27 protein-coding genes are annotated in these 25,143 nt (G+C 67.6%); 12 read left to right on the top strand and 15 right to left on the bottom strand.

The window, feature by feature from the left end:
- Nucleotides 1-29 precede the first annotated feature (29 nt).
- The 3 genes from J2728_RS04780 to obgE are packed head-to-tail and all read right to left on the bottom strand — an operon-like array spanning nt 30 to nt 3,781.
- The gene (locus tag J2728_RS04780; RefSeq protein ID WP_309997056.1) at nt 30-1,565 is read right to left on the bottom strand and encodes a UbiD family decarboxylase; all 1,536 of its coding nucleotides are present in this window, start codon (nt 1,563-1,565) and stop codon (nt 30-32) included.
- 24 nt (nt 1,566-1,589) lie between these two features.
- Entirely contained in the window at nt 1,590-2,720 is a 1,131-nt protein-coding gene (gene proB, locus J2728_RS04775; RefSeq protein ID WP_309997053.1) for a glutamate 5-kinase, read from the bottom strand.
- Nucleotides 2,717-3,781, bottom strand: a complete 1,065-nt coding sequence (gene obgE, locus J2728_RS04770; RefSeq protein WP_309997050.1) for a GTPase ObgE — start codon at nt 3,779-3,781, stop codon at nt 2,717-2,719. The genes proB and obgE overlap by 4 nt, the downstream gene beginning before the upstream one ends.
- Nucleotides 3,782-3,979: 198 nt before the next feature.
- Between obgE and J2728_RS04765 the strand changes: the two genes are divergently transcribed.
- Nucleotides 3,980-4,939 carry a hypothetical protein gene (locus J2728_RS04765; RefSeq protein ID WP_309997047.1) on the top strand — a complete coding sequence of 320 codons (960 nt, stop codon included), beginning with the start codon at nt 3,980-3,982 and terminating at the stop codon, nt 4,937-4,939.
- A 9-nt stretch (nt 4,940-4,948) separates the two neighbouring features.
- Here J2728_RS04765 and J2728_RS04760 read toward each other — a convergent pair whose 3' ends face one another.
- The 3 genes from J2728_RS04760 to rplU all read right to left on the bottom strand — a co-directional run bounded on the left by J2728_RS04760 (nt 4,949) and on the right by rplU (nt 6,535).
- Complete coding sequence (locus J2728_RS04760; RefSeq protein WP_309997044.1) at nt 4,949-5,482, bottom strand: GNAT family N-acetyltransferase; 534 nt, start codon at nt 5,480-5,482, stop codon at nt 4,949-4,951.
- Nucleotides 5,483-5,670: 188 nt separating this feature from the next.
- Nucleotides 5,671-5,940, bottom strand: a complete 270-nt coding sequence (gene rpmA / locus J2728_RS04755) for a 50S ribosomal protein L27 (protein ID WP_010918207.1) — start codon at nt 5,938-5,940, stop codon at nt 5,671-5,673.
- 31 nt (nt 5,941-5,971) lie between these two features.
- Nucleotides 5,972-6,535, bottom strand: coding sequence for a 50S ribosomal protein L21 (gene rplU, locus J2728_RS04750; protein ID WP_309997034.1), 564 nt, complete (start codon nt 6,533-6,535; stop codon nt 5,972-5,974).
- 203 nt (nt 6,536-6,738) lie between these two features.
- Here rplU and J2728_RS04745 point away from each other — a divergent pair, with 203 nt between their 5' ends.
- Nucleotides 6,739-7,368 (top strand): hypothetical protein, encoded by a 630-nt coding sequence (locus J2728_RS04745; RefSeq protein WP_309997031.1) that lies wholly within the window; start codon nt 6,739-6,741, stop codon nt 7,366-7,368.
- A gap of 47 nt (nt 7,369-7,415) precedes the next feature.
- Nucleotides 7,416-8,519 carry a CobW family GTP-binding protein gene (locus J2728_RS04740; protein WP_309997028.1) on the top strand — a complete coding sequence of 368 codons (1,104 nt, stop codon included), beginning with the start codon at nt 7,416-7,418 and terminating at the stop codon, nt 8,517-8,519.
- A gap of 16 nt (nt 8,520-8,535) precedes the next feature.
- On the opposite strand, the gene J2728_RS04735 is transcribed toward J2728_RS04740, so the two are convergent.
- Together J2728_RS04735 and J2728_RS04730 are read right to left on the bottom strand one after the other, a co-directional pair.
- Nucleotides 8,536-9,324, bottom strand: coding sequence for an EF-hand domain-containing protein (locus tag J2728_RS04735; protein ID WP_309997025.1), 789 nt, complete (start codon nt 9,322-9,324; stop codon nt 8,536-8,538).
- A gap of 141 nt (nt 9,325-9,465) precedes the next feature.
- Entirely contained in the window at nt 9,466-9,915 is a 450-nt protein-coding gene (locus J2728_RS04730) for a biopolymer transporter ExbD (protein ID WP_309997021.1), read from the bottom strand.
- A 239-nt stretch (nt 9,916-10,154) separates the two neighbouring features.
- On the opposite strand from J2728_RS04730, the gene J2728_RS04725 reads away from it, so the two are divergent.
- A complete protein-coding gene (locus tag J2728_RS04725; protein ID WP_309997017.1) occupies nt 10,155-11,186 on the top strand; it encodes a WD40 repeat domain-containing protein in 1,032 nt (343 codons plus the stop codon).
- A 16-nt stretch (nt 11,187-11,202) separates the two neighbouring features.
- On the opposite strand, the gene J2728_RS04720 is transcribed toward J2728_RS04725, so the two are convergent.
- Together J2728_RS04720 and J2728_RS04715 are read right to left on the bottom strand one after the other, a co-directional pair.
- The gene (locus tag J2728_RS04720; RefSeq protein ID WP_309997013.1) at nt 11,203-11,664 is read right to left on the bottom strand and encodes a hypothetical protein; all 462 of its coding nucleotides are present in this window, start codon (nt 11,662-11,664) and stop codon (nt 11,203-11,205) included.
- Between the two features lie 35 nt (nt 11,665-11,699).
- Nucleotides 11,700-12,365 carry a nitroreductase gene (locus J2728_RS04715; protein ID WP_309997010.1) on the bottom strand — a complete coding sequence of 222 codons (666 nt, stop codon included), beginning with the start codon at nt 12,363-12,365 and terminating at the stop codon, nt 11,700-11,702.
- Between the two features lie 77 nt (nt 12,366-12,442).
- On the opposite strand from J2728_RS04715, the gene mtgA reads away from it, so the two are divergent.
- Entirely contained in the window at nt 12,443-13,147 is a 705-nt protein-coding gene (mtgA, locus tag J2728_RS04710) for a monofunctional biosynthetic peptidoglycan transglycosylase (RefSeq protein ID WP_309997586.1), read from the top strand.
- Here mtgA and J2728_RS04705 read toward each other — a convergent pair.
- The 3 genes from J2728_RS04705 to J2728_RS04695 form a co-directional block, all read right to left on the bottom strand.
- Complete coding sequence (locus tag J2728_RS04705; protein ID WP_309997007.1) at nt 13,144-13,776, bottom strand: glutathione S-transferase family protein; 633 nt, start codon at nt 13,774-13,776, stop codon at nt 13,144-13,146. The two genes, mtgA and J2728_RS04705, sit on opposite strands and share 4 nt — an antisense overlap.
- Nucleotides 13,773-14,519, bottom strand: coding sequence for a VOC family protein (locus tag J2728_RS04700; protein WP_309997004.1), 747 nt, complete (start codon nt 14,517-14,519; stop codon nt 13,773-13,775). The genes J2728_RS04705 and J2728_RS04700 overlap by 4 nt, the downstream gene beginning before the upstream one ends.
- Before the next feature lie 95 nt (nt 14,520-14,614).
- A complete protein-coding gene (locus J2728_RS04695) occupies nt 14,615-15,352 on the bottom strand; it encodes a DUF899 domain-containing protein (RefSeq protein ID WP_309997001.1) in 738 nt (245 codons plus the stop codon).
- 65 nt (nt 15,353-15,417) lie between these two features.
- Between J2728_RS04695 and J2728_RS04690 the strand changes: the two genes are divergently transcribed.
- The 3 genes from J2728_RS04690 (at nt 15,418) to modB (ending at nt 17,358) form a co-directional block, all read left to right on the top strand.
- The gene (locus J2728_RS04690) at nt 15,418-15,861 is read left to right on the top strand and encodes a MarR family winged helix-turn-helix transcriptional regulator (protein WP_309996998.1); all 444 of its coding nucleotides are present in this window, start codon (nt 15,418-15,420) and stop codon (nt 15,859-15,861) included.
- A 67-nt stretch (nt 15,862-15,928) separates the two neighbouring features.
- Nucleotides 15,929-16,684, top strand: a complete 756-nt coding sequence (modA, locus tag J2728_RS04685; RefSeq protein ID WP_309996995.1) for a molybdate ABC transporter substrate-binding protein — start codon at nt 15,929-15,931, stop codon at nt 16,682-16,684.
- Nucleotides 16,685-16,686: 2 nt separating this feature from the next.
- On the top strand, nt 16,687-17,358 hold the full coding sequence (gene modB / locus J2728_RS04680; protein WP_309996992.1) for a molybdate ABC transporter permease subunit: 672 nt from the start codon (nt 16,687-16,689) through the stop codon (nt 17,356-17,358).
- Here the strand turns inward: modB and J2728_RS04675 are convergent.
- Nucleotides 17,355-17,993: a TetR/AcrR family transcriptional regulator gene (locus J2728_RS04675; protein ID WP_309996989.1), complete on the bottom strand. Its 639-nt coding sequence runs from the start codon at nt 17,991-17,993 to the stop codon at nt 17,355-17,357. The two genes, modB and J2728_RS04675, sit on opposite strands and share 4 nt — an antisense overlap.
- 165 nt (nt 17,994-18,158) lie before the next feature.
- Here J2728_RS04675 and J2728_RS04670 point away from each other — a divergent pair, with 165 nt between their 5' ends.
- The 4 genes from J2728_RS04670 to J2728_RS04655 all read left to right on the top strand — a co-directional run bounded on the left by J2728_RS04670 (nt 18,159) and on the right by J2728_RS04655 (nt 24,293).
- Entirely contained in the window at nt 18,159-18,323 is a 165-nt protein-coding gene (locus tag J2728_RS04670) for a hypothetical protein (RefSeq protein WP_309996986.1), read from the top strand.
- 47 nt (nt 18,324-18,370) lie between these two features.
- A complete protein-coding gene (locus J2728_RS04665; protein WP_309996983.1) occupies nt 18,371-19,534 on the top strand; it encodes an efflux RND transporter periplasmic adaptor subunit in 1,164 nt (387 codons plus the stop codon).
- 173 nt (nt 19,535-19,707) lie between these two features.
- Nucleotides 19,708-22,884 (top strand): efflux RND transporter permease subunit, encoded by a 3,177-nt coding sequence (locus J2728_RS04660; RefSeq protein WP_309996981.1) that lies wholly within the window; start codon nt 19,708-19,710, stop codon nt 22,882-22,884.
- Nucleotides 22,884-24,293: an efflux transporter outer membrane subunit gene (locus tag J2728_RS04655; protein WP_309996978.1), complete on the top strand. Its 1,410-nt coding sequence runs from the start codon at nt 22,884-22,886 to the stop codon at nt 24,291-24,293. The genes J2728_RS04660 and J2728_RS04655 overlap by 1 nt, the downstream gene beginning before the upstream one ends.
- On the opposite strand, the gene J2728_RS04650 is transcribed toward J2728_RS04655, so the two are convergent.
- Nucleotides 24,294-25,121: a LytTR family DNA-binding domain-containing protein gene (locus J2728_RS04650; RefSeq protein ID WP_309996975.1), complete on the bottom strand. Its 828-nt coding sequence runs from the start codon at nt 25,119-25,121 to the stop codon at nt 24,294-24,296. It abuts the gene before it with no gap.
- Nucleotides 25,122-25,143 lie beyond the last annotated feature (22 nt).

Below are 25,143 nucleotides of genomic sequence, written 5' to 3'. Positions count from 1 at the left end.
CTTGCTCCGCGCCTCGTCGGGATGTTCGTTCATTTCGCCTTCCAGATCGGCGTCCCGTCCCCAGGCAGGCCAAGGCGCGACCACTTCTCGCTGACGGCGTCGACCACGGACTGGTCCATCCGAATCTCCTCGCCCCATTCGCGCTTGGTCTCGGGCGGCCACTTGTCGGTGGCGTCGAGGCCGATCTTGGAGCCGAGGCCGCTCTCGGGGCTGGCGAAGTCCAGATAGTCGATCGGGGTGTGCTCGATCACCGTGATGTCCCGCGCGGGGTCCATCTTGGTGCTGATCGCCCACATCACGTCCTTCCAGTCGCGGGCGTTGATGTCGTGGTCCACGACGATCACCCACTTGGTGTACATGAACTGGCGCAGGTAGCTCCAGACGCCCAGCATCACGCGCTTGGCGTGGCCCGGATAGGCCTTCTTCATCGACACCACGGCGATGCGGTAGCTGCAGCCCTCGGGCGGCAGCCAGAAGTCGACGATCTCGGGGAACTGCTGGCGAATGAGGGGAATGAACACCTCGTTCAGCGCCTCGCCTAGGACCGAGGGCTCGTCCGGCGGCCGGCCGGTGAAGGTGGTCAGGTAGATCGGGTCCTTGCGCATGGTGATCGCCGTCACCTGGAAGACCGGGAACTTCTCGACGCTGTTGTAGTAGCCGGTGTGGTCGCCGTAGGGGCCCTCGTCGGCGAACTCGTCCAACAGGACATGGCCCTCGATGACGATCTCGGCATGGGCGGGGACCATCAGCGGCACGGTCTTGGCCGGCACGAGATCGACCTTGGCGCCGCGCAGTAGGCCCGCGAACTGATACTCCGACAGGGTGTCGGGCACCGGCGTCACCGCCGCCAGGATGGTGCCCGGATCCGCGCCCAGGACGGCGCAGGCGGGCAGGGGTTCCTTGTTGCCCGCCTTCTTGTGGCGAGCGTAGTGCTGGGCGCCGCCGCGATGGGCCAGCCAGCGCATGATGCACTTGTCCTTCGACAGGACCTGCATGCGGTAGATGCCGAGGTTGAAGTCGTCCTCGCGGTCCTTGCCGGGACCCTTGGTCACGACCAGCGGCCAGGTGATCAGCGGCGCGGGCTCGCCCGGCCAGCAGGTCTGGACGGGGAGCTTGGAGAGATCGATCTGGTCGCCGGTCAGGACGACCTCCTGCACGGGGGCCTTCTTCACCGTGCCGGGACGCATGCTCATGACCGTCTTGGCCAGGGGCAGCATGTCCAGCGCATCCTTGATCCCCTTGGGCGGTTGGGGCTGGCGCAGGAAGGCCAGCAGTTCGCCCACCTCGCGCAACTCGCCGGCCGTCTCGCGCGGCTCGCCGCCCAGGGTGACGCCCATGGCCACGCGCTTGACCGTGCCGAACAGGTTGGCGAGCGCCGGCATCTCCGAGCGCGAGCCGTCGGGCAGCAGCACGTGCTCGAACAGCACCGCCGGCCCGCCGGTCGCCAAGAGGCGCGTCTGGATCTCGGTCATTTCCAGCACGCTGGAGACGGGCTCCTTGACCCGGACCAGCTCGCCCTTGGCCTCCAGGACGTCGATGAACTCGCGGAGGGATCTGTAGGCCATGGGGATGCTCGTACTTGGAAACGTCTAGTGGGCTACGGCCAGGTCGTCGGCGTGGATCATCGGGCCCTCGGTGAAACCGAGCTCGGCCTCGATGGCGTCCGAGCGCAGGCCGGCGATGCGCTGGGCGTCGGCGCTGTCGTAGCGGACGATGCCGCGCGCGACCTCGCGGCCGGTCTCGTCGCGGACGCGGACGGCGTCGCCCTTCTCGAAAGGACCCTCGATGGCGCGGACGCCGGCCGACAGCAGACTCTTTCCGGACGCCAGCGCCTTGGCCGCGCCGGCGTCGACCGTGACCCAGCCCTGCGGCGCCAGCGAGCCGGCGATCCAGGCCTTGTAGGCGGCGGCGGGGCTGGCCCCGGCCTCGATCAGCGTGGCCTTCTCGCCGGCGGCGATGGCGGCCAGCGGCCGTGGGCGCGAGCCCAGGGTGATCAGGGTGGCGCAGCCGGCGGCGCGGGCGATGCGGGCGGCGGCGATCTTGGTGGCCATGCCGCCGGTGCCGACTCCGGCGGCGGCGTTGGCGCCCTCGGCCATGCCGGCGATCTCGGCCGTGATCTCGCTCACCAGCGGGATGTGCTGGGCCTTGGGGTTCTTGCGCGGGTCGGCGGTGTAGAGGCCGTCGATGTCCGATAGCAGCACCAGGAGGTCGGCCCCCGCCATCTGGGCCACCCGCGCTGCCAGGCGGTCATTGTCGCCGTAGCGGATTTCCTCGGTGACGACGGTGTCGTTCTCGTTGACCACCGGAACGACGCCCAGGCCCATCAGGGTTTCGGTCGTGGCGCGGGCGTTCAGCCAGCGACGCCGGGTCTCGGTGTCGTCGCGGGTCAGCAGGATCTGGGCGACGCTCAGGCCGTGCGGCTCGAAGGCCTCCTCCCAGGCGCGCATCAGCAGCGACTGGCCGGCCGCGGCGGCGGCCTGCTTCTCGGGCAGGGTCGCCTTCTTGCCGCTCAGGCCCAGGCGCCGGCGACCCAGCGCGACGGCGCCGGACGAGACGACCAGCACCTGCTTGCCGGCGTCGCGCAGGGCCGCGGCGTCGGCGCAGAACGCCTCGAGCCAGGCGCGGTCGGCCGCGCCGGTCGCGTCGTCGACCAGCAGGGCCGAGCCGACCTTGAAGACGATGCGACGGGCGGCTCGGTACGCCTCGGCGGCTTGGCTCACGGCGTCCAGCCCCCGGGGGTCTCGTCGACGTGGTCCTCGTCCTCGGCGATTTCTTCCTCGAGATCGCCGCGACGGATACGAACCTGCCGGTAGGCGGCGCGAAGCAGTTCGGTCACGCCCTGGCCCGAGACGCCCGAAACAAGGCGCGGCTTGACGCCGGCCACGGCTTCAACCTCGGCGATCTTCTCGGCGAGGGTCTCCTCGTCGAGCGCGTCGATCTTGTTGAGCGCCAGGATCTCGGCCTTGTCGGCCAGCTCGTCGCCATAGGCTTCCAGCTCGCCCCGGATGGTCTCGTAGGCGCCGGCGACGTCGTCCTGGGTGGCGTCGATCAGGTGGATCAGGGTGGCCGAGCGCTCGACGTGGCCCAGGAACCGCGTGCCCAAGCCCGCGCCCTCGCTGGCGCCCTCGATCAACCCGGGGATGTCGGCCAGCACGAAGCGCTCGCTGCTAGACAGGTCCACGACGCCGAGGTTCGGGGTCAGGGTGGTGAACGGATAGTCGGCGATCTTGGGCTTGGCGGCGCTGGCCGCGGCCAGGAAGGTCGACTTGCCGGCGTTGGGTAGGCCAACGAGGCCGACGTCGGCGATCAGCTTCAGCCGCAGCCAGATCCAGCGCTCCTCGCCCTCCTGTCCCGGATTGGCGTACTTGGGCGCCTGATTGACCGGGCCCTTGAAGTGCAGGTTGCCCCAGCCGCCATTGCCGCCCTTGGCCAGCAGGATGCGCATCCCGGCGTGGTCGAGGTCGGCGATCAGGGTCTCCTTGTCCTCCTCCAGCACCTCGGTGCCGACGGGGACCTTCAGGACGACGTCATCTCCGGCCGCGCCATGGCGCGCGCGGCCCATGCCGTGCACGCCCGTGCCGGCCTTGAAGTGCTGCTGGTAGCGATAGTCGATCAGGGTGTTGAGGCCTTCGACGGCCTCGATCCACACGTCGCCGCCGCGACCGCCGTCGCCGCCGTCCGGGCCGCCGTACTCGATGTACTTCTCGCGGCGGAACGACACCGATCCGCCGCCGCCGTTACCGGAGCGGATGTAGATCTTGCATTGGTCCAAGAATTTCATGCGGTCCTTTTGTCCCAAGGCGTCCCGCGCGTCGAGCCAAAACCCCGTTTTCGCCGTGACGCTTGGCCACGGTCGTTAACCTCAAGAAGAGCGTGACGGGTGCCCGGCGTCGTGACGAAATGTTAAAACACGTTGTGCGACAAAGAGTCATGGCTAGCGAACCGCGGTGTTTCTCGCCGGCGGAACGGGAGGCTGACCTTGGCGACCGAAGTAGAAGTCGACGAACCCCTGGCGAAGGACCTGGTCGAGCTGTCGACCCAGGACATTCATCGCAAGTACAGCGCCGAGGCCTCCGTACACCGCAATATCCTGATCGGACGCGGGACCGGCGTCGCGCCGCAATGGCGCGACTTCAAGACGTTCCTCGGTGAGGTGGGACGGCGCCCCTCGACGGATCACACCCTTGTCCTCTTGAACCGCTACGAGCGGACCTATGGTCCTGGCCGCGCCCGTTGGATGACGGCCGAGGAGCAAGCCGCGCACGAGGAAGAATTCGACCGCCTGCGCGCCGAACAGCAGCGCGAGGAGCAGCTGCTGCTGCACAAGGCCGCCGCGACCAAGCGCGCCAGCACGCCGGGCGCGCCATCGTTTGGCCAATGGACGCCGATGGCCGGCAAGCAGGTCGCCTATACCGACGTCGCCAAGAAGCTGGCCATCCCAGTCGTGGCGCTGTCCAAGACCATGCCCCCTGGCGCCAGCGCCGACGAACTGATCAAGCGGTCCGCGACCGCCAGCGAACTGATCAATGAGAGCGCCTCGTGGCTGCCGCCGGATCCGGTCCGCAAGGCGGGCTTCTTCGAGGCCTATCGCATCTGGCACCTGCAGGTGCAGCCGCAATTCGCCAAGGCCGCGACCCCGACCTTCCTGTTCCTCTACATCGCCCTGCCGGTGATGAAGCAGTGCCGCGACGACTTGGTCGATCTGGACCTTTGGAACCCGCTGGGTCAGCGCGCCCTGAACGCCCGCGATAGCCACCCGTCGTGGAAGAAGTACACCGAGTTCATGCCGCGCGCTCAGGTGGCGATGATGGAGATCCCCATCTACGCCACCTATTCGCTGCTGAGCGACCTCGACGCCCTGTGCGAGCGGATCATCACGGCCGAGAAGCGCTTCCGCGAAGGTCCGCAGAAGGTGATCCACACCCACCGCGCGGCCTAGAGCCCGCGCCTAGGCCAGCCAGACCATCATCCGCGTGGCCGCCGCGGCGCCGCGCGCGATCGACGGCTTGTGCTCGACGACGCCGGTGTAGAGGAACCCCGCCTTGACCAGCACCCGCCCCGAGGCGTCGTTGTCGGCGAAATGGCCAGCCGTCACGTAGCGCTTGTTCCAGACGCCGCGCGCCCAGTCCAAGGCGCCCTTGGTCGCCTCGGTCGCGTAGCCGCGGCCCCAGTAGGGCCGGCCGATCCAGTAGCCGAGCTCGACCGGACCGTTCGGGTTGGTGAACAGACCCACGACGCCGATCAGCCCCTCGTCCGCCAGCTCGATGGCGAAGGTGTTGTCGCGCGACCGATCCTGGGTTCCGCAGCGGGCCACGAAGTCCTCGGCGTGACCGCGCGTGTAGGGCGAGGGCATGCGCGTGGTCATGCGCGCCACGTCATGATCGACGCAGAAGGCCGCCACGCGCTCGACATCGGCCTTGGCCGGGACGCGCAGCGTCAGCCGCTGGGTTTCGATGACGGGTCTTTCTTCGATGACGCACATCGGCGCCTCCCAGAGTTCCTCCGGTCCTCTTTTCTTTCGGGACCGTGACGCCGCCGTGGCGATATCCGTTGCGGCGACGAGACAAAACAAAAGCGGGGAGCCCGGCGTTCCGGACTCCCCGCTAGAGATCGTCTGTCCGGATCGTCTTCTGAAGGAGAAGCACGATCCGAAGAAACTCTGGTTCGTGCTTACTCGGCCGGCTGAGCGGCCGGGGTCACGGTCACGTAAGTGCGATTGTGCTTCTTGGTCACGAAGCCCACAGCGCCCTGCACGAGCGCGAAGAGGGTGTGATCCTTGCCAATGCCCACGCCCGAACCCGGGTAGAACTTGGTGCCGCGCTGACGCACGAGGATGTTGCCGGCGAGAACCTTCTCGCCGCCGAACTTCTTCACGCCAAGGCGCTTCGACTCTGAGTCGCGACCGTTGCTGGACGAGCCGCCTGATTTCTTGTGAGCCATCTTGCTCTCCTACCTTTAGAAGGCGTCGCCCTTAGGCTTCGCCTTCCTCCGTCTTGGCGGCGGCCTTCTTAGGGGCGGCCTTCTTCTTCGGGGCGGCTTCGGCGGCCGGCTCGGCGGCGGCTTCGGCAGCCTTCGGAGCCTTGGCCTTCTTCGGAGCCGGAGCGGCGTCGGTCGCGGCCGGAACCGTGAACGGCACGGCGGCGTCGCCGAGGCCGCGAGCGCGGGCGTCCAGGATGACCTTCGGGGTCAGGTCGATCGACCCTTCCCACTTGGCTTCCTTGCCGGCGCCGGCGACGGACGTGACGCGCACGACCGATTCCAGCTGGCGGTGACCGCGGGTGCGGCGGTAGCCCTGGCGGCGGATCTTCTTGAAGATCTTCACCTTCTCACCCTTGCGGGTTTCGATCAGGGTGCCGGAGACGACAGCGCCGTCCACGGTGGGGGCGCCGACCGTCACGGCCTCGCCTTCGCCAAGCATCAGGACTTCGCCAAAGGCCACGGCAGCGCCGGGTTCACCTTCGAGCTTTTCGACCACCAGCAGGTCGCCGGCTTGAACCCGGTACTGCTTGCCGCCGGTTTTGATCACCGCGTACATAGGTTAGCGCCTTAAAAACGTGCGTTCGCAAAATAGGGAACGCCCGCTCGGAAACCCGGCGGGCGAAGAGGGCGCGACTTATACAGCCGCGAGCCCGAGAGTCAACGGCGTCGCCACGGGAATCCGGCCCTGAATCCTTCAAATGCGACAAGTTCTCGATTACCCCCTGGTGTGTTATTTTATAACACGATATAGGGCTTCCCGTGGATCCGTCGCTTCTCGCCCCCATCGCCGCCACCGGCTTCGCCGTCGCTTTCCTGCACGCGGCCCTGCCGACCCATTGGCTGCCGTTCGTCCTCGTTGGCCGCGGACAGCACTGGTCGGCGGGCAAGACCCTGAGTGTCACCGCCTTGGCGGGCCTGGGGCACGTGGCCTTCACCATCCTGCTGGGTGTCGTCCTGGTCGGCGCGGGCCTCGCCGTGCAGCCGCATATGGGCGCGGTGTTCGGATGGGTGGTCGGGGCGCTGATGGGCGGCCTTGGACTCTTCTATCTATGGCGCGGCCGCCACGAGCACGGCGAAGGCGACATCACCACCCGTCGCTACGCTTCCGATCGCGCGGCGATCGTCGCCCTGGTGGTGCTGCTGACCCTCTCGCCCTGCGAGGCGTTCCTGCCCATCTATCTGGCGGGCGTGAAGCACGGGTGGACCGGCTTCATGGCGCTGAGCGCCGTGCTGATGGCCGCGACGACCGCCGGCATGCTGCTGTTCACCACCCTCAGCCTCGCCGGCGTCAAGCGCCTAGGGCTGGAGCGGATCGCCCGCTACGAGTCGACGATCCTGGGCGTCGCCCTGATCGCCATGGGCATTGGGGTCGCGTTCCTGGATCTCTAAGGACGTCCGGCTTTTGTTTGCCGGGGCGAGCGCCTAAATAGCGCTCCATGACCCAAGCTTCCTCCGCCGCTTCCGGCAAGATCCCCGTCACCGTGCTGACCGGCTATCTCGGCGCCGGCAAGACCACCCTGCTCAACCGCATCCTCACCGAGGAGCACGGCAAGCGCTACGCCGTGATCGTCAACGAGTTCGGCGAGGTCGGCATCGACAACGACCTGGTGGTCGGCGCGGACGAGGAAGTGTTCGAGATGAACAACGGCTGCGTCTGCTGCACGGTGCGCGGCGACCTGATCCGGGTTCTGCAGGGCTTGATGAAGAGAAAGGGCGGCTTCGACGCCATCATCGTCGAAACCACGGGCCTGGCCGATCCGGGCCCGGTGGCCCAGACCTTCTTCGTCGACGAGGACGTCAAGGCGCGCACGGCCCTCGACTCGGTGACGGCCGTCGTCGACGCCAAGCACATCCTGCTGCGCCTGTCGGACAGCAAGGAGGCCGTCGAGCAGATCGCCTTCGCCGACCAGATCGTGCTGAATAAGACCGACCTCGTCTCCGAGGACGACCTGCGCCACGTCGAGGCGCGTATCCGCCGGATCAACCCGCTGGCCCCCATCCACCGCGCTCAGCGCTCGAACGTCCCGCTGGAGGCGATCCTGGGCAAGCACAGCTTCGACCTGGACCGCATCACCGAGCTGGAGCCGGACTTCCTCAATCCCGCCCACGGGGAACCGGGCCACGTGCACGACGAGCATTGCGGCCACGATCACCATCATCACGACCACGGTCATGTGCATGACGAGCACTGCGGCCACGATCACCACCATCACCACCATGACCACGCAAGCGACATCCATGACGACGGCGTGAAGGGGATCTCTCTGACCTTGGACAAGCCGGTCGACGGCCAGAAGATCACCGCCTGGCTCAACGACCTCCTGGCCAAGCGCGGCCCGGACATCCTGCGCGCCAAGGGCATTATCGACGTGAAGGGCGAGAACAAGCGTCTCGTCTTCCAGGCCGTGCACATGATCCTGGAGGGCGACTTCCAGCGCGAGTGGACCGACAAGGACAAGCGCTACAGCCGCATGGTCTTCATCGGCCGCGACCTGGACGAGGCCGAGCTGCGCGCGGGCTTCGAGGCGACCGCGGCCTGAGGCGGCGCTCTAGAGCCTAGGCCGTCTGGTCGAGATGGCCCAGGATCTGCGCTAGCAGGCGGCTGGACAGCGTCTTGCTGATTTCAAGCTTCGCGAAGTCGCCGGCCGCCTGTTCCCGAAGGCCGGTGATTTCGCGATCCAGGAACTTGATTGTTCCTTCCGGGCCCGAGGCCCGCTCGGCCATGTCGGCCGCCATTTGGTCGCGGATCGCCTGCTTTTCTTCCGCGGTGTACGTCTTGGCGGGGCTGGGGGCGTCGCCGCGCGGGGCGCCGTCCAGGTCGTGCAAGGCGGCGCGCAGCTCGTCGGGCAGCTCGTCCGGGAACGTCACCGCCAAACCTTTCAAAGACAGGGGCCGCGCCGCCGAGATTTCGTTGGCGGCGTAGAGGCCATCGCCGTCGCGATCCCGAAGCATGAAAACGGGGCCGCCCACGTAGCCGCTGTCCAGGTTGTTGGCGCGCCGCAAGGCCGCCTCGGCTTCGTTCTCGCTGGCCGACAGCTTGCCGTCGCCGTCGGTATCCGCGCGCGCGATCAGATCAGCCACCGCGTTGTCGGCGCCGGACGTGGTCAGCAGCGCGTCGGCCCCCAGCGACAGCGCCGGGCCGGCGGATATTTCCGCGCGGCTGATCTTGCCGTCCTTGTCGGCGTCCAGATGCTCGAACGCCGCGGCGAAGGCCTCGTCCGAGCGGCTCGAATCCGCCGCTTTCAGTTCGTCTTGGGTCAGGCCCAGGCTTGCATCGACATCCAGGCGGTCAAAAAGCTTGCCATAAAGCTGCTGAGTGAGCGCGCCGCCGCTGATCGTGGTCATGGGCCTGATCTCCGTCGAAAACGATGACGACGGTGATGCAAGGATCGCGCCGGGATCGAGGACGGCGGGCCGGACAACAAAAAAGCCCCGGAGCCTGAAGCGCCGGGGCTTTCGTGTTTTGGCTGTCGCCGAGGACGATCCTTAGTGGATGTCTTCGTTGATCAGGCCGACCTTGTACCAGCCGGCGGTCTGCAGCTGGTTCAGCACGCCCATGAAGTCGGCGTACATCACGTCCGCGTCGGCGCGGATCATGACGCGCTGGTCGTCCTTCGGGCCGGCTTGGCCGTTGGCGGCGAACTTGGCGTTCAGGTCGGCTTCCAGGCCATCCAGGCTGGTTTGCTTGTCGGCAATGAAAACCGCGCCCGACTTCTGGATCGAGATGAAGACCGGCTCCTTGGGCTTCGGAGCGTTCGGCGGCGGCGGCGAGGCCGGCGGCAGATCGATCTTGATGGACGTCACGGCCATCGGCACGGCGACCATGAAGATGATCAGCAGCACCAGAAGGATGTCCACGAAGGGCGTGACGTTGATTTCGGAATTTTGGCCCAGCGAATAACGGCCACCGCCGCCGCCAGCAAGTTTAGCCGCCATGCCTGACTGTCTCCCAGAAGGCCACGCGCCCCGCGCGCGCCTGAAAATGTCATTACCGCGCCACGTCTGGCGCAGACGGGCGCGGAAGTAAAGCCCGACGACGCGGCGCAATAGCAAGCCCCTTTTTGCGACTTTTCGCCGAACGCCGTTCGAACGGGCGCCTGGGGCCAAACGCGCCTGGAAACGCATCGCCTTGAAAGAGTCTGGCCCCGGAGGCCTCGGCGCATTAAGTCCCGCGCATGATCTTTTCCTTCGACGCCTTCGTCACCGACGTCCTTTTCGACCGTTCCGGCCGGGCCGCCTTCGCTCTGGGCGACGGCACCGTGCGCGTTCAAACCGAGGACGGTTTCGTCACCGTGGAAGCCCATGGCGGTCCGCTCGGCGGCGCCGTTCTCGCCGCCGCCGCCCACCCGAGCGGCGCGGGAATCGTCACCGGCGGTGACGACGGCCGCGTGGTCTGGACTCGAATCGAGAACGGCGAGGTGGCCGCGACCGTGCTGGCCGAGGTGAAGAACAAGTGGATCGAGCACGTGGCGACCAGCGCCGCCTCGGGCCTGATCGCCTTCACCGCCGGCAAGGAGGTCCATGTCCGAGACGCCGCCGATCCGGCCTTCGCGCGCGTGTTCGCGCACGAGAAGACGGTGTCGGGCCTGGCCTTCGAGCCCAAGGGCCGACGCCTGGCCTCGGCCACCTATGGCGGCGCCTATCTCTGGTACGCGCGGATCGCCGACCAGAAGCCGCAGCTCCTGAAGTGGGCCGGCAGTCACATCGCCGTGGCTTTCAGCCCCGACGGCAAGTTCCTGATCTCGTCGATGCAGGAGAACCAACTGCATGGCTGGCGCCTGTCGGACGGCAAGGACATGCGGATGGGCGGCTATCCGGCCAAGATCAAGAGCCTGGCCTTCTTCGACAAGGGCAACCTCCTGGTCACGGCCGGCGCCAATGGCGCGGTCATCTGGCCGTTCGCCGGCGCCAGCGGGCCGATGGGCAAGGAAGCGGCCGAGATCGGCTTCTCCCGCGATTCCATGGTCGTGCGGGTGGCGGGGATCGACACCCACCCGGTCTGCCTGGCCGCCCAGGACAACGGCAAGATCTGGGCCGCCCACATGCGCAACGGCCGCATCGAGACCCTGAAGGCCGAGAAGGGCGCCCCGATCAGCGCCCTGGCCGTCAGCGCCGACGGCAAGCTGATGGCCTGGGGCGACGAGAGCGGCGAGGCCGGGGTGCTCGAAATCCCCGACATCAGCGGCCCTCGCCAGTTCGCGGGGTAGGTCTGATCCCTCTAGATTATTGGGGGTAGGTGCCTATGACTTGGAGTACGAAGCCTATTAGGATCATAAAAAGGCCGGCAATACTTAACCAGAACGACATAAAGGCTGTCTGGTTATTTTCACTGGCTCCTTGGTCCAAATATGTGGTGATCTTCGATATGTGCTCAGCTAGGCCGCTGGTGCATTCGGAAATTTCTCTGACTTGCTCGACTGTGTTTCGGGCGTTGAAAGAGGTTTCATCCTCGGCATGGTAGTCGGAGTACGAGGATTCCGGATACCAAGTTGCGCTTTTTTTGATCTCCTGCGCCCAAGAATAAGTTCCACCATAATCGCTTGAAATTTCATCGAGGAACTCGCGGCTTTTGCGAGCTTGGCTGCGAAGTCGGATTTGGAGTCTAACAAGATCGAAGCCCAGAAGCGCGACGCCTGCGAAGTCAAATGCTAGTCCCGCTACTGAGAACCAAGCGTTGGCCACCATGCATCTCCTAGGGTGAATCCGCTTATTCTGTGCTCTTAGACGAACCCCTTCAACTCACCCCACTCCTCGAACGGAGCGCGTCGCGAACGGAAGTTGTTCACCGGGGCGGCTTCGTCGCGATAGCCCAGGGCCATGCCGGAGAAGAGCATGTGGCCCTCGGGCAGGCCGACGTGCTCGTCGACCAGCTTGTTGTAGTGCGACCAGAACTCCTGCGGGCAGGTGTCGAGGCCGCGCTCGACGGCCAGCAGCATGAAGGTCTGCATGAACATGCCGACGTCGCTCCACTGCGGCGGGCCGCAGCGGCGATCGATCGAGAAGAACAGCTGCGCCGGCGCGCCGAAGCCCTGGCCGTTGGTCGAGAACCACTGAAGACGCTGTAGCTTGTCTTCGCGCGGGATGCCCAGCGCCCCGTACATGTCCTCGCCCACCTGGAAGCGGCGGCTCCGCAGCGGCTCCCACAGGTTGGCGGGATAGACGTCGTATTCGGTCGGATCGGGCGAGGCGACGCGGGTCAGCATGGCGTCGGTCAGGGCCTTCAGCGGCGCGCCCGACACGACCTGGACCCGCCAGGGCTGGAGATTGCCGCCGGAGGGCGCGCGGGCGGCGGCTTCCAGCAGCTCCCGCACCAGGGCGCCGTCGACGGGATCCGGCTTGAAGGCGCGCACCGACATGCGGCGGTTGACGGCGTCGATCACGTCCATCGAGGGCTCCCTAGGCTTGGCGGCTATCCGAGCGACCGCGACTTTGGCTAGCATCCCGCCGCAGCGTAAAGACAAGTCTGTCTGGATTCTTTTGGGGGCGTTCCTTGCGACGGCTTCTGCGCAACATCGCGTTGGCTTTGTTCATCATCCTGGTCGCGGGACCGGTCGTGGCGGTGATTCTGTTCCGCTTCGTCCCGCCGCCGGTCACTCCGCTGATGGTGATCCGGGCGGTCGAGGGGAAGGGCCTGGACCACCGCTGGCGGCCGATCGACGAGGTCGCCCCCGCCCTGCCGCGCGCGCTGATCGCCGCCGAGGACGCGCGGTTCTGCGAGCACCACGGCTTTGACTTCGACGCCCTGCAGAAGGCCTACGCCAATAACGAGGCTGGCAAGAAGATCCGCGGCGGTTCGACGATCAGCCAGCAGACGGCCAAGAACGTCTTCCTGTGGCCGGGCCGCTCCTATGTCCGCAAGGGCCTGGAAGCCTGGTTCACGGTGCTGATCGAGATCGGCTGGGGCAAGAAGCGGATCATGGAGGTCTATCTGAACTCCATCGAGTTCGGGCCGGGCATCTATGGCGCCGAGTCCGCCTCGCGCCGCTATTTCGGCGTCGGGGCCGACAAGCTGACCCAGGCCCAGGCCTCGCGGCTTGCGGCGATCCTTCCCAGCCCGCTGAAGTGGCGGGTGATCAAGCCGGGCAAGTACGTCGCCAAGCGCACCCAGAAGATCGGCAAGGCCTCGGGCGCCGTGCGTCGGGACGGCCTCGCCGACTGCGTGGGCTAGCTGCTCCACCAGCCCCGCGTGGCGGGGCAGGCGTCGAGCGCTCGCCGATAGCCGTCGCGCTGGCGCAGCCGGCCCAGATACGCCTGCTCGGCCTCGCCGAGCGCGAAGTCGATGTTCTTGCGCGCCATCTCCAGCGCGTAGCCCACCGAGATGTCGGCCGCGGTGAAGACTCCTCCGGCCATGTAGGGCGCCTCGGCCAGCCGGCGCGTCACCAAGCCCAGGCGGCTGGTGAACACGTGCATGGCCTGGCGAACGGTCCAGTTGTCGCGGTCGGTCTCGGGGGCGAAGTGTAGGGCGCCCGTGAGGAAGAAGACCGAGGCCGCCAGTCCCGCTTCCCCGAGATGCAGGAACTGCTGGTAGGCGGGGAAGGTCGCGTCTTGCGGATCTGGCGCCAGAGGCGAAGGGCCGTAGCGGCCCAACAGGTACTCCATGATCGCGATCGACTCGACCATGACGACGTCGCCGTCGCGGATCGCGGGGATGAAGCCGGCGGGATTGATCGCCAGGAACTCGGGGTCGTTCTCGACCCCGGCCAGCATGTCGACGTCCCGGAGCCGGTAGGGCAGCCGCATCTCCTCCAGCAACCAGACGACGCGGAAGCCCCGGCCTTCTCCGAAGACGGTGATCATCCGCGCATGCCCAGGAGGGCGAACAGCCCGCCTTGCGGATCCTGGGCGTTGACCACCCAGGCGCCGCCGGGGACCTCCACCGGACCCATCAGGACCTGGCCGCCGTTGGCCTTGACCCGCTCGATCGCGGAATCGACGCCCTCGACGCCGAAATAGTAGAGCCAATAGGGGGCCGGCGCGGGCGCGTGGTTGCTGAACATGCCGCCGATCGCCGCCGCCTGGGGACCGAAGGTCTGATAGACGCCCATCTCGCCCATCGGCACGGTGTCGTGTTTCACCCAGCCGAACAGAGGGGCGTAGAAGTCGAAGAGCTTCTCCCAGTCGGCCGCGTGCAGCTCCGACCAGCCCAGGGAGCCCGGCGACATCGGCGCGGGTCGCGGCGGGGCGTCGTCGGTTTCGCCGCGGAACAGGACGAACATCGCGCCTTGCGGGTCGGCGACGACGGCGAAGCGGCCGACGTTGGGAATGTCCTCCGGCGGCCTGCGGATGGCGCCGCCGGCGGCCTCGACCTTCTTGGCGAAGGCGTCGACGTCATCGACCCCGAGATAGCCCAGCCAGCCCGCCGGGACGTCCTTCATCTCCAGCATGCCACCGACGTGGAAGTCGCCGGCCTTGAAGATCGTGTAGGGCCCGGCGGGGCCTGACGACGCCTCGGTCTTCCATCCGACGACGGCCGTGTAGAACGCCTCGGCCGCCTTGGCGTCGGGCGTGACCAGTTCGAACCAGACAAAATCGCTAGCCATTTGAGTTTCCTTGGGCGGTGGCGATGGCGTTGAAAGACCAGCCGGGGGCATGGCCTCGACGAGGGCGTTCCAGGAACGGATCATGCGGCGGGGCGTCAGGCGGCGCCGGCGCAGCAGGCGGACTTCGGCTGAGCGTCCTCGTACTCGTCGTGACGGCGGACGAAGTTCATCGTCTCGCCCTCGTTGCGGCCTAGGGGCGCGCGGTCGAGGAGCATCAGGGTCCCGATCGCCTCCTCCAAACCTCGGGCATAGGTTGAATAGGTGTGGAACACCGCTCCATCGGCGTCGCGATAGAAGGCCGAGAGCCCCGGCAGTTCGTCGTGGCCTTGGGCCGACGGGAGGTCGGTGAAGTTGTAGTTGATCGTTTCGTTGGCCAGTTCCTCCGGCGTGAACGAGACATGGAAGTCGCGGTTGAAGTCGCCGCCGTGCGACGACACCCACGGAAACTTCCAGCCCATCCGCCGCTTGTAGGCCTGGATCTTGGTCAGAGGCGCGCGGGACATGGCGACCAGGGTCACGTCGTGGTGGTTCAGGTGCGGCAGCGTCCCATCGAAGTGGTCGGCCATGAACGAGCAGCCCTCGCAACCCGCGTCCCAATCCGGGCCCAGCATGAAGTGGTAGACGATCAGCTGGCCGCGGCCGTCGAACAGGTCGTCCAGGGTCTCGCGGCCGCGCTCGGTGTCGAAGGCGTAGGTCTTGTCCAGCTTCACCCAGGGCAGAGCCAGGCGTTCGGCGTTCAGGGCGTCACGGGCGCGGGTGTGAGCCTTTTCCTTGATCAGCAGGGCGCGGCGCGCGTCCAGCCATTCTTCGCGGGAGACCACGGCGTGCGGCATTACGTCCTCCGTAAGCTGAGCTGTTTTCGCTTGACTAATAACGTTGATATCAACATAAATCGAGCATGTCAAAGCCGGTCGTGATTCCTTTCGAGACGACGATCCATGTCCGCGACACTTGCCTGTGCCTGCACGTCCAGCGCGCCGCCCGGGCCCTGGCGCGACGTTTCGACGAAGCCCTGCGGCCGCTGGGCCTGACCAACGGCCAGTTCTCGCTGCTGATGTCGCTGAACCGGCCCGAGCCGGTCGGCATGGGCGGCGTCGCCAACCTTTTGGCCATGGACCGCACGACCCTGACCGCCGCGCTGAAGCCGCTGGAGCGGCGCGGCCTGCTGACGATCGCCCCCGATCCCAAGGACCGCCGCGCCCGGGTGCTGAGCCTCACCCCCAACGGCCGCACCTTGCTGGCCCAGGCCCTGCCGATCTGGACCCGCGAGCACGGCAAGCTGGACGAGGATCTGGGCGGCGGGATCGAGGAGCTGCGCGCGGGGCTGAGGGCGCTGGCCTAGTCCGCTCCGAACATCGCCGCTATGTAGTCTGGCGGCCTTGCCGTCGCGCCAGACCCAGGACTGTCAGATGAGCGCCCGTCGTCCGATGCTGATCGCCGCCATGGCGGGCGTGTCGCTGATGCTGGGCGGCGCGGCCCTGGCCGGCGAGACCAAGGTCGCCGTCGCCGCCAACTTCACGGAAGCCGCGCGCGAGATCGCCACCCGATTCAAGGTCCGCACAGGGCACGACGCGACACTCAGCTTCGGGTCGTCCGGGCAGTTCTACGCCCAGATCGCCAATGGCGCGCCGTACGAGGTCTTCCTGTCCGCCGATGTCGAACGGCCCCGGAAGGCCGAGGCCGAGGGGCTGGCGGTTCCCGGCTCGCGTTTCACCTACGCCACGGGCCGGCTGGTGCTGTTCAGCAGAACTCCCGGGCTCGTCGACCCGAAAGGCGCGGTGCTGGCTAAGGGCGGGTTCGACAAGCTGGCGATCGCCGATCCCAAGGCCGCGCCCTACGGCCAGGCGGCGGTCGAGACCCTGACCACGTTGAAACTCCATGACGCCCTGAAGTCCAAGATCGTCACCGGCGCCTCGATCACCCAAACCTTCCAGTACGTCCAGACCGGCGCGGCGGAGCTGGGCTTCGTGGCGCTTTCCCAAGTGATCGACGAGAAGGGCGGTTCGCGCTGGATCGTGCCCACCGCCGACCACACGCCGATCGATCAGCAGGCCGTGCTGCTGAAGACCGGCCAGAACAGCGTGGCCGCCAAGGCCTTCGTCGCGTTCCTGAAGAGCGGCGAGGCCAAGGCGATCATCCGCCGCTACGGCTACGAGGTCCGCTGAGCATGGCCGAGGTGCTGTGGCTGACGGCGAAGCTGGCGGGGATCACCACGATCCTGCTGCTGGTCCTGGCGACGCCGTTGTCCTGGTGGCTGGCGCGGGGGCGATCCAGCCTGCGGACGTCGATCACCGCCTTGGTCGCGCTGCCGATCGTGCTGCCGCCGACGGTTCTGGGCTTCTATCTGCTGATCGCCTTGGGGCCGAAGAGTCCGCTGATGGTCCTGCTGCAGCCCTTCGGCGTGCGCACCCTGGCCTTCACCTTCGAGGGTCTCGTCATCGGCTCGCTGATCTATTCGCTGCCATTCGCGGTGCAGCCCTTGAGGAACGCTTTCCTGGCTATTGGCGACGAGCCCCTGGAAGCCGCCGCCACCCTCGGCGCCTCGTCTTGGACCAGCTTCTGGCGCGTGGCCCTGCCGCTGGCCCTGCCCGGCTACGTCGCCGCCGCCATTCTCACCTTCGCCCACACGGTCGGCGAGTTTGGAGTGGTCATGATGCTGGGCGGCAATATCCCGGGCGAGACCACCGTGCTGTCGACCGAGATCTATCGCCTGGTCGAGGGGCTGGAGTGGGGAGAGGCCCACCGCCTGTCGCTGATGCTGCTGGTCTTCGCCTTCGCCGTGCTGCTGGCGCTGCTGGCCATCGAGCGACGGGCGCGGGTGCTGGACCCGCGCGCTTAGGGGCGGCAACCGTCCAGATGGAACCGGATCAGCGCCCGCGCCGAGCGGGCCACGGCGCGTGAGGGGCCGTCCGCGCCGAGAGTGACGCGAGCGATGTAGGAGCCTTCCATCAGCAGCATCAGGGCGTCGGCCAGGTCGTCGTCCTTGGCTCCGGCGCGGCGCGCCAGGTCCGTGAGCCGCCGGTGCAGCTCCTTCTTGTAGTTCACGGAGACCACCTGGGCCGGATGGCTTTCCTCGTGCAGCTCGATGGCGGCGTTGGCGAGCGGGCAGCCGTGAACGTCCGTGTTGCAGGCCTTGGTCTCGAAGGCGTCGAAGATCGCCTCGAGCTGAGCGCGTGGGTCGGCGCAGCAAACGGCGGTGATGCTTTCCCACCAGGCCCAGTACTCGCGTTCCTGCTCGCGCAGGACCTCGGCCACCAGCTCGTCCTTGGACGGGAAGTTCCGATAGAGGGTCATCTTGGTGGCGTCCGCCTCGGAGGCGATGGTCTCGACGCCGACGGCGCGGATGCCGTGCTGGTAGAACAGCTCGCGGGCGGTCTCGAAGATCCGGTCACGCGCCGGACGCTTGGACGCCGGCGCGCAAGCGGCCGCTTCCTTGTCGCCCAAAGCCCCGTCCCCAGAATTTCTAGTCGCCATTTTGGCAGGCCTCTCCTTGACGTGCGAGTTACCGGTCAGTATCTCTCCGCCAGAGCGATGATACCGAACGGTCTCGTCACATCCTAAATCGTCATTCCCGTCGCCGGGGTCAAGTAACAGCCGCTGCGACATTTCATCCCTTAAACCCCTAAGGAGCGCGCGCCAATGCCCCCGCAAACAAACGTTTACGTCACCGCGCCCCAAACCGCTAAGGCCAAGGGTTTCATGGGCTTCTTCAAACCCAAGGCCAAGCTCGAGCAAGGCTGGTCGACGATCCGGAGCCTGGGTCACTCGCCGCGGCGCGCCTCGCGCCAACCCGTCTTCGAATGACCCGCCACGCTCCTCCGCCTCTTTCCTCCCCGACAGGTTCCTCCCCCATGCGTCTCCAACCCGTCATCACGTCCTTCGCTGGCCTGGCGGCCGTCGCCGTGCTGGCCGCCTGCTCGGCCCAAGCCAAGCAGGACGCCGCCGCCGCGCCGCCGCCCGCCCAGGTCACCGTCACCGACGTCGCCTTCAAGTCCCTGCGCCAATGGGATGACTTCACCGGCCGGCTCGAGCCGATCGACACCGTCGAGATCCGCCCGCGGGTTTCCGGCTATATCGACGGCGCCCAGTTCACCGAGGGCGCGCGCGTCCACAAGGGCCAGGTGCTCTTCCAGATCGACCCGCGCCCCTACAAGGCCGAGGCCGACCGCGCCGCCGCCGAGGTGGCCCGCGCCAAGGCCCAACTGGACCTGGCGGTGGTCAACCGCGAGCGCGGCCGTCGCCTGATCGAGCAGAACGCCCTGGCCCAGAGCGAATTCGATCGCCTGGCCTCGGAGGAGCGCGCCGCCCAGGCCAACCTCTCCGCCGCCCAGGCCGCCCTGCAGACCGCTCGCCTGAACCTGGAATGGACGCGGGTGACCTCGCCGATCGACGGCCGGATCTCCAAGGCCATCATCACGCGCGGCAACCTGGTCACCCAGTCGAGCCTGCTGACGACGGTGGTGTCCGACACGCCGATCTACGCCGAGTTCAACGCCGACGAGCAGACCTTCCTCAAGTACGCCTCGGCCGAGCGCGGCAAGGGCGGGCCGGTCTATATGGGCTTGATGACCGAGGAGGGTTATCCGCACGTCGGCAAGCTGGCCTTCATCGACAACGCCATGGACGCCAGGAGCGGCACCATCGCCGGCCGGGCGATCTTCGCCAACGCCGACGGCCGCTTCACGCCGGGGCTGTTCGCCCGCATCCGCCTGGTCAGCGCCGAGAGCCAGACCGTCGCCCTGGCGCCCGACCGCGCCGTCGCGACCGACCTGGGCAAGCGCTTCGTCGTGGTGGTCAACAGCGCCAACAAGGCCGAGTACCGCCCGGTCGAGATCGGCCCGCTGGCCGGTAACCTGCGCATCATCCGCTCGGGTCTGAAGCCCGGCGACCGGGTGATCGTCGGCGGCCTGCAGAAGGTCAAGCCCGGCGACACCGTCGCGCCCGTCAAGGTCAAGACCGACAAGGTCGACCTTGATCAACTGGCTCAGGTCGAAAGCCCGATCCGCCAGAATTGAGATCTCACCTTCCCCGTGCCGGGGAAGGGCTGGGATGGGGGTGATCTCCGCGCCGACAGCCACGCGCGGGGTTCGCCTTCCTCCACGGTGATCAAACCCCACCCTTACCCCTCTCCCTCAGGGCGGAGGGGCCGCCAGACACGTCTCCTCCCCGGAGCTCCAGGACGACCCGCATGTCCTTTTCAAAGTTCTTCGTGAACCGACCGCGCTTCGCGGCCGTGCTCTCGATCATCATCTTCATCGCCGGCCTGGTGTCGCTGCCCCAGCTGCCGATCAGCGAGTACCCGGAAGTGGTGCCGCCGACCGTGGTCGTGCGCGCGGCCTATCCGGGCGCCAACCCGTCCGTCATCGGCCAGACCGTCGCCGCGCCGCTCGAGCAGGCGATCAACGGCGTCGAGGGGATGATCTACCAGTCGTCCCAATCGGCCGCCGACGGGGCGATGGTTCTGACCGTCACCTTCGCGCTCGGCACCGACCTCGATAAGGCCCAGGTGCAGGTGCAGAACCGCGTCGCCCAGGCCCTGCCCAAGCTGCCCCAGGAGGTGCAGCGGATCGGCGTGACCACCGACAAGGCCTCGCCCGACCTGACCCTGGTCGTGCACATGATCTCGCCGAACAACCGCTACGACATGCTGTACCTTAGCAACTACGCGCAGCTGAACGTGCGCGATCGGCTGAAGCGGATCGACGGCGTCGGCGACGTGCAGACCTTCGGCGCGGGCGCGTACTCGATGCGCGTCTGGCTGGATCCCGAGAAGCTGGCCGCCCTGTCGATGACCGCCGGCGACGTCGTGCGGGCCCTGCGCGAGCAGAACGTCCAGGTGGCCGCCGGCCAGCTGGGCGCGCCGCCCAACGCCGGCTCCGGCGCCGACTTCCAGCTGTCGATCAACGCCCCTGGCCGCCTGACCGACGAGGAGCAGTTCCGGAACGTCATCATCCGCTCGGGCGAGGACGGCCAGATCACCCGACTGGGCGACGTCGCCCGCGTGGAGCTGGGCGCCAACAACTACGCCCTGCGCAGCTTGCTCGACAACAAGTCGGCCGTCGCCATGCCGATCTTCCAGCGCCCCGGCTCCAACGCCCTGCAGATGGCGGCCGAGGTCAAGAAGACCATGAAGGAGCTCAAGAAGGAGTTCCCCGAAGGCGTCGACTACGAGATCATCTACGACACCACGGCCTTCGTGCAGGAAAGCATCGACTCGGTGGTCCACACCCTGATCGAGGCGATCATCCTGGTCGTCATCGTGGTGGTGATCTTCCTGCAGGGCTGGCGCGCCTCGGTGATCCCGCTGATCGCCGTGCCCGTCTCGCTGATCGGCACCTTCGCCGTCATGCTGATGCTGGGCTTCGGTCTCAACGCGCTCACCCTGTTCGGCCTGGTTCTCGCCATCGGCATCGTCGTCGACGACGCCATCGTCGTGGTCGAGAACGTCGAGCGGAACATCACCAACGGCCTGGAGCCCGCCGCGGCGACGCGAAAGGCCATGAGCGAGGTGACCGGACCGATCATCTCCACGGCGCTCGTGCTGTGCGCGGTGTTCATCCCGACCGCCTTCATCAGCGGTCTGTCCGGCCAGTTCTACCGCCAGTTCGCCCTGACCATCGCCATCTCGACGGTGATCTCGGCCATCAACTCCCTGACCCTGTCGCCGGCCCTGGCCGCGGTGCTCCTGAAGTCGCATGACGCGCCCAAGGACCGCTTCCAGAAGCTGATCGACCGGGCCCTCGGCTGGCTGTTCAACCCGTTCAACCGCTTCTTCGCCCGGGCCTCCAACGGCTATGTCAATGGCGTGGCCAAGACCCTGGGCCGCTCCACCGCGGGCCTCGTGGTGTATGGCGTGCTGCTGGTCCTGACGGTCTTCGCGTTCTCCAAGACCCCGACCGGCTTCGTGCCGCAGCAGGACAAGGCCTATGTGGTCGCCGTCGTGCAGCTGCCCGACGCCGCCTCGCTGGACCGCACCGAAGCGGTGATCCGCCAGATGGGCGAGATCTCCAAGGGCGTCCCGGGCGTGAAGAGCTCGGTGGCCTTCCCGGGCCTGTCGGTGAACGGCCTGATCAACAGCCCCAACTCCGGCGCGGTGTTCTACACGCTCACCGACTTCAAGGACCGTCGGGAAAAGGACAAGCAGGCCGGCGCCATCGTGGCGGCTCTGAACCAGAAGTTCGCCTCGATCCCCGAAGCCCAGATCGCCGTCTTCCCGCCGCCGTCCGTTCAGGGCCTGGGCACCATTGGCGGCTTCCGGATGCAGATCGTCGACAAGGCGGGCCTGGGTCCGGACGAGCTGAACAAGGCCACCCAGAACCTGATGGACAAGGCGCGACAGGACCCGGCCCTGGCAGGGATCTTCTCCAGCTACCAGGTCAGCGTTCCGAAGATCCAGGCCGACATCGACCGCGAGAAGGCCCGGGCCCAGGGCGTGTCCCTGACCGACCTCTTCGAGACGATGCAGGTCTATCTGGGCTCGCTGTACGTCAACGACTTCAACCGCTTCGGGCGGACCTACGAGGTCAACGTGCAGGCCGACCAGCGCTTCCGCCTGCAGCCCGAGCAGATGCTGCGCCTGCAGACTCGCAACGGCGACGGCCAGATGATCCCGCTGGGCGCCTTCGTCAGCTTCCACGAGACCACCGGTCCCGACCGCGAGAGCCACTACAACGGCATGCTGACCGCCGAGATCAACGGCGGCCCCGCGCCCGGCTACTCGACCGGCCAGGCCCAGAAGGCGCTGGAGGATCTGGCCAAGAAGGAGCTGCCCAACGGCATGGGCTACGAGTGGACCGAGCTGACCTACCAGCAGATCCTGGCGGGCAACACGGCGATCTTCATCTTCCCGCTCTGCGTGCTGCTGGCCTTCCTGGTGCTGGTCGCCCAGTACGAGAGCTGGAGCCTGCCGCTGGTCGTGATCCTGATCGTCCCGATGACCCTGCTGTCGGCCCTGGCCGGCGTCTGGATCAGCAAGGGCGACAACAACATCTTCACCCAGATCGGCCTGATCGTGCTGGTGGGGCTGGCGTGCAAGAACGCCATCCTGATCGTGGAGTTCGCCAAGGAGCGCGAGGAGCACGGCGACAGCCCGCTCCAGGCGGTCCTGGAGGCCTGCCGCCTGCGCCTGCGGCCGATCCTGATGACCTCGATCGCCTTCATCATGGGGGTCTATCCCCTGGTGGTGTCGCACGGGGCGGGGGCGGAGATGCGCCGCGCCATGGGCGTGGCGGTGTTCTCCGGCATGCTGGGCGTGACGGTCTTCGGCCTGATCCTGACCCCGATCTTCTACTACGTCATCCGTCGCTTCACGGCCCGCAAGGCCGTGGCCAAGACGGAGCTGACTTCGCCCGCGGAGGCGCACTGATGTCTGTCTTCAAGTCCACCCTGCGCGCCGCGCTGATCGCCGGCGTCGCCCTGACCGCCGCCGCCTGCGCGGTCGGTCCGAACTACAAGGCGCCGGCGACCCCGCCGGCGGCCTTCCAGAACGCCGACCCGGCCGTCTTCACCGCCGCCAATCCGGAAGCGGAGTGGTGGAAGGCGTTCGGGGACCCGGTGCTCGACCAGCTGGTCGGCCAGGCGCTCGGCGCGAACCTCGACCTGAAAATCGCGCTGGCCCGCGTCGCCGAGGCCCGCGCCCTGTTCACCGAGCAGAAGCTGGACGTGCTGCCCCACGTCACGGCCGACGGGACCTACACCAAGAGCAAGCAGCAGCAGCCCGGCCTCACCACCGACCGGATCGAGAGCCAGACCTACCAGGCGGGCTTCGACGCGCGCTGGGAGATCGATCTCTTCGGGCGTGTCCGTCGAGGCGTGCAGGCGGCGGGGGCGGAAGCCGGCGCGGCCCAGGCCGACCTGCGCGACGCCCAGGTCACCGTCGCCGCCGAGGTCGCCCGCAACTATCTGGAGCTGCGCGGCGCCCAGGAGCGGCTCAAGGTCGCCAACCGCAACCTCGCGACCCAGCGCGAAACCCTGCGCCTGACCAAGGTTCGGTTCGACGCCGGGGCGGGGAGCCCGATCGACGTCGCCTCGGCCCAGGCGCGCCTCAACGCCACCGAGGCGGCGATCCCCGGCCTGATCACGGCCGCGACGCGCGCCAACTATCGCCTGGCCGTGCTGACCGGCCAGCGCCCTGGCGCGCTCGACGCCCTGCTGGTCTCCCGAGAGGCCGACACGCGCCCGCTGATCGCGGCCCTGCCGATCGGCGAGGCGGGGCAGTTCCTGCGCCGCCGTCCCGACGTCCAGGCGGCCGAGCGTCGCCTGGCGGCGTCCACGGCCCGGGTCGGGGTCGCCACCGCCGACCTGTTCCCGCGCGTCTCGGTGACCGGCTTCGTTGGCTTCCTGTCCGGCACTTCGACGGGTTTCGGCAACAGCGCCAGCCAGGCCTGGTCGGTCGCGCCCACCGTCAGCTGGCCGGCTCTGGATCTCGGCAGCGCCCACGCCCGCCTGCGCGCGGCGCGGGCCCGCGACGACGCGGCGCTGGCGGCCTATGACAAGGCCGTGCTGCTCGCGCTGGAGGATCTGGAGAACGCCCTCGTCGCCTACCGCCAGCAGCAGGCCCAGCTGAAGAGCCTGGCCGACCAGGCGGCCGCCTCGCGCCGCGCGGCCGAGCTGGCCCGCATCCAGTACCGCGAGGGCGGCATCGACTTCCTCGTCTTGCTGGACGCCGAGCGCACCCTGCTGGCCGCCGAGGACGCCCTCACCGTCGCCGAGACTGGCGTCAACACCGACGTCGTGGCGATCTACAAGGCGCTGGGTGGCGGCTGGACCGGCTGATCAGAACCAGCCCGCCTCGCGCAGGGCCTTGGCGTAGGCGCGGCTGACCGGCGCCTCGACGCCGCCCTTCAGGGAGAGGACCGCTCGGCCGTCGCCGCGCCGGGCGTCCTCGACCGCCGCCCTGGCCACCCACCACGAGCGGTGGGTCTGGGCGCCCTCGATGCCCTCCAGCTCGCCGATGGCGTCCGACAGGCGCATCAGGATCAGATCCTGGCCGCGCGAGGTGTGCAGGCGCAGATAGTGATCCTCGGCTTCGACGGCGTGCAGCTCAGAGCCCCGCAGTTTCGCGGGCAGGCGGTCGAGGAAGCGTGGCGCGGGCGCGCCGGTCGGGGCCGCGTGGGTCTCGATCGGCCGGCGCTGGACCAGGAAGTTGAGGGCGGTCATGCCCGTGGTCACGATCAGCACCGGCAGGAGATAGCGCGGCAGGGCCTCCGGCCGCAGGCCACGGGCGAACAGCATCTCGCTGACGAACCAGACGACGGTCGTGAACGGCAAGGTGATCAGGACGATCGTCATCAGGCCATAGAGCCAAGGATGATTGTCGGCCCGCCCCTCGCGGCCGATCAGCTGGGTCACGCCCGTGCCCACCACCGCGCCGGCCAAACACAGGCCGACCCAATAGGCCAGGCGCGTGGGCATCGGTACGTGGTGAGAGCCCAACGCGCCGATCAGCGCCAGGAAGACGCCCGCCCCGCCCGACACCAGATAGCCCCGCACCGCGTCCTGTCCGAACAGCGCCGTTCGCGAAGCGTGAATGGCGTCGCCCAGCCGCTCACGAAGCGAGGGCGGCGATTGGCGCAAAGACGATTGAGACACGAGGCCGCCCACTCCAACACCGACGTCGACGGCG

Origin of the sequence: Caulobacter segnis, from assembly GCF_031454995.1 — a bacterium.
GTDB lineage: Bacteria > Pseudomonadota > Alphaproteobacteria > Caulobacterales > Caulobacteraceae > Caulobacter > Caulobacter segnis_E.
The sequence above is the reverse complement of the archived record's forward strand: the minus strand, read 5'-3'. Positions and strand labels throughout refer to the sequence as shown.

Bases quoted from the DNA above. Each gene is read 5' to 3' on its own strand.
- J2728_RS04780 (WP_309997056.1), bottom strand. From the start codon at position 1,565: ATGGCCTACAGATCCCTCCGCGAGTTCATCGACGTCCTGGAGGCCAAG.
- obgE (WP_309997050.1), bottom strand. From the start codon at position 3,781: ATGAAATTCTTGGACCAATGCAAGATCTACATCCGCTCCGGTAACGGC.
- J2728_RS04760 (WP_309997044.1), bottom strand. From the start codon at position 5,482: ATGTGCGTCATCGAAGAAAGACCCGTCATCGAAACCCAGCGGCTGACG.
- rpmA (WP_010918207.1), bottom strand. From the start codon at position 5,940: ATGGCTCACAAGAAATCAGGCGGCTCGTCCAGCAACGGTCGCGACTCA.
- rplU (WP_309997034.1), bottom strand. From the start codon at position 6,535: ATGTACGCGGTGATCAAAACCGGCGGCAAGCAGTACCGGGTTCAAGCC.
- J2728_RS04740 (WP_309997028.1), top strand. From the start codon at position 7,416: ATGACCCAAGCTTCCTCCGCCGCTTCCGGCAAGATCCCCGTCACCGTG.
- J2728_RS04735 (WP_309997025.1), bottom strand. From the start codon at position 9,324: ATGACCACGATCAGCGGCGGCGCGCTCACTCAGCAGCTTTATGGCAAG.
- J2728_RS04730 (WP_309997021.1), bottom strand. From the start codon at position 9,915: ATGGCGGCTAAACTTGCTGGCGGCGGCGGTGGCCGTTATTCGCTGGGC.
- J2728_RS04725 (WP_309997017.1), top strand. From the start codon at position 10,155: ATGATCTTTTCCTTCGACGCCTTCGTCACCGACGTCCTTTTCGACCGT.
- J2728_RS04720 (WP_309997013.1), bottom strand. From the start codon at position 11,664: ATGGTGGCCAACGCTTGGTTCTCAGTAGCGGGACTAGCATTTGACTTC.
- J2728_RS04715 (WP_309997010.1), bottom strand. From the start codon at position 12,365: ATGGACGTGATCGACGCCGTCAACCGCCGCATGTCGGTGCGCGCCTTC.
- J2728_RS04705 (WP_309997007.1), bottom strand. From the start codon at position 13,776: ATGATCACCGTCTTCGGAGAAGGCCGGGGCTTCCGCGTCGTCTGGTTG.
- J2728_RS04700 (WP_309997004.1), bottom strand. From the start codon at position 14,519: ATGGCTAGCGATTTTGTCTGGTTCGAACTGGTCACGCCCGACGCCAAG.
- J2728_RS04695 (WP_309997001.1), bottom strand. From the start codon at position 15,352: ATGCCGCACGCCGTGGTCTCCCGCGAAGAATGGCTGGACGCGCGCCGC.
- J2728_RS04690 (WP_309996998.1), top strand. From the start codon at position 15,418: ATGTCAAAGCCGGTCGTGATTCCTTTCGAGACGACGATCCATGTCCGC.
- modA (WP_309996995.1), top strand. From the start codon at position 15,929: ATGAGCGCCCGTCGTCCGATGCTGATCGCCGCCATGGCGGGCGTGTCG.
- modB (WP_309996992.1), top strand. From the start codon at position 16,687: ATGGCCGAGGTGCTGTGGCTGACGGCGAAGCTGGCGGGGATCACCACG.
- J2728_RS04675 (WP_309996989.1), bottom strand. From the start codon at position 17,993: ATGGCGACTAGAAATTCTGGGGACGGGGCTTTGGGCGACAAGGAAGCG.
- J2728_RS04670 (WP_309996986.1), top strand. From the start codon at position 18,159: ATGCCCCCGCAAACAAACGTTTACGTCACCGCGCCCCAAACCGCTAAG.
- J2728_RS04665 (WP_309996983.1), top strand. From the start codon at position 18,371: ATGCGTCTCCAACCCGTCATCACGTCCTTCGCTGGCCTGGCGGCCGTC.
- J2728_RS04660 (WP_309996981.1), top strand. From the start codon at position 19,708: ATGTCCTTTTCAAAGTTCTTCGTGAACCGACCGCGCTTCGCGGCCGTG.
- J2728_RS04655 (WP_309996978.1), top strand. From the start codon at position 22,884: ATGTCTGTCTTCAAGTCCACCCTGCGCGCCGCGCTGATCGCCGGCGTC.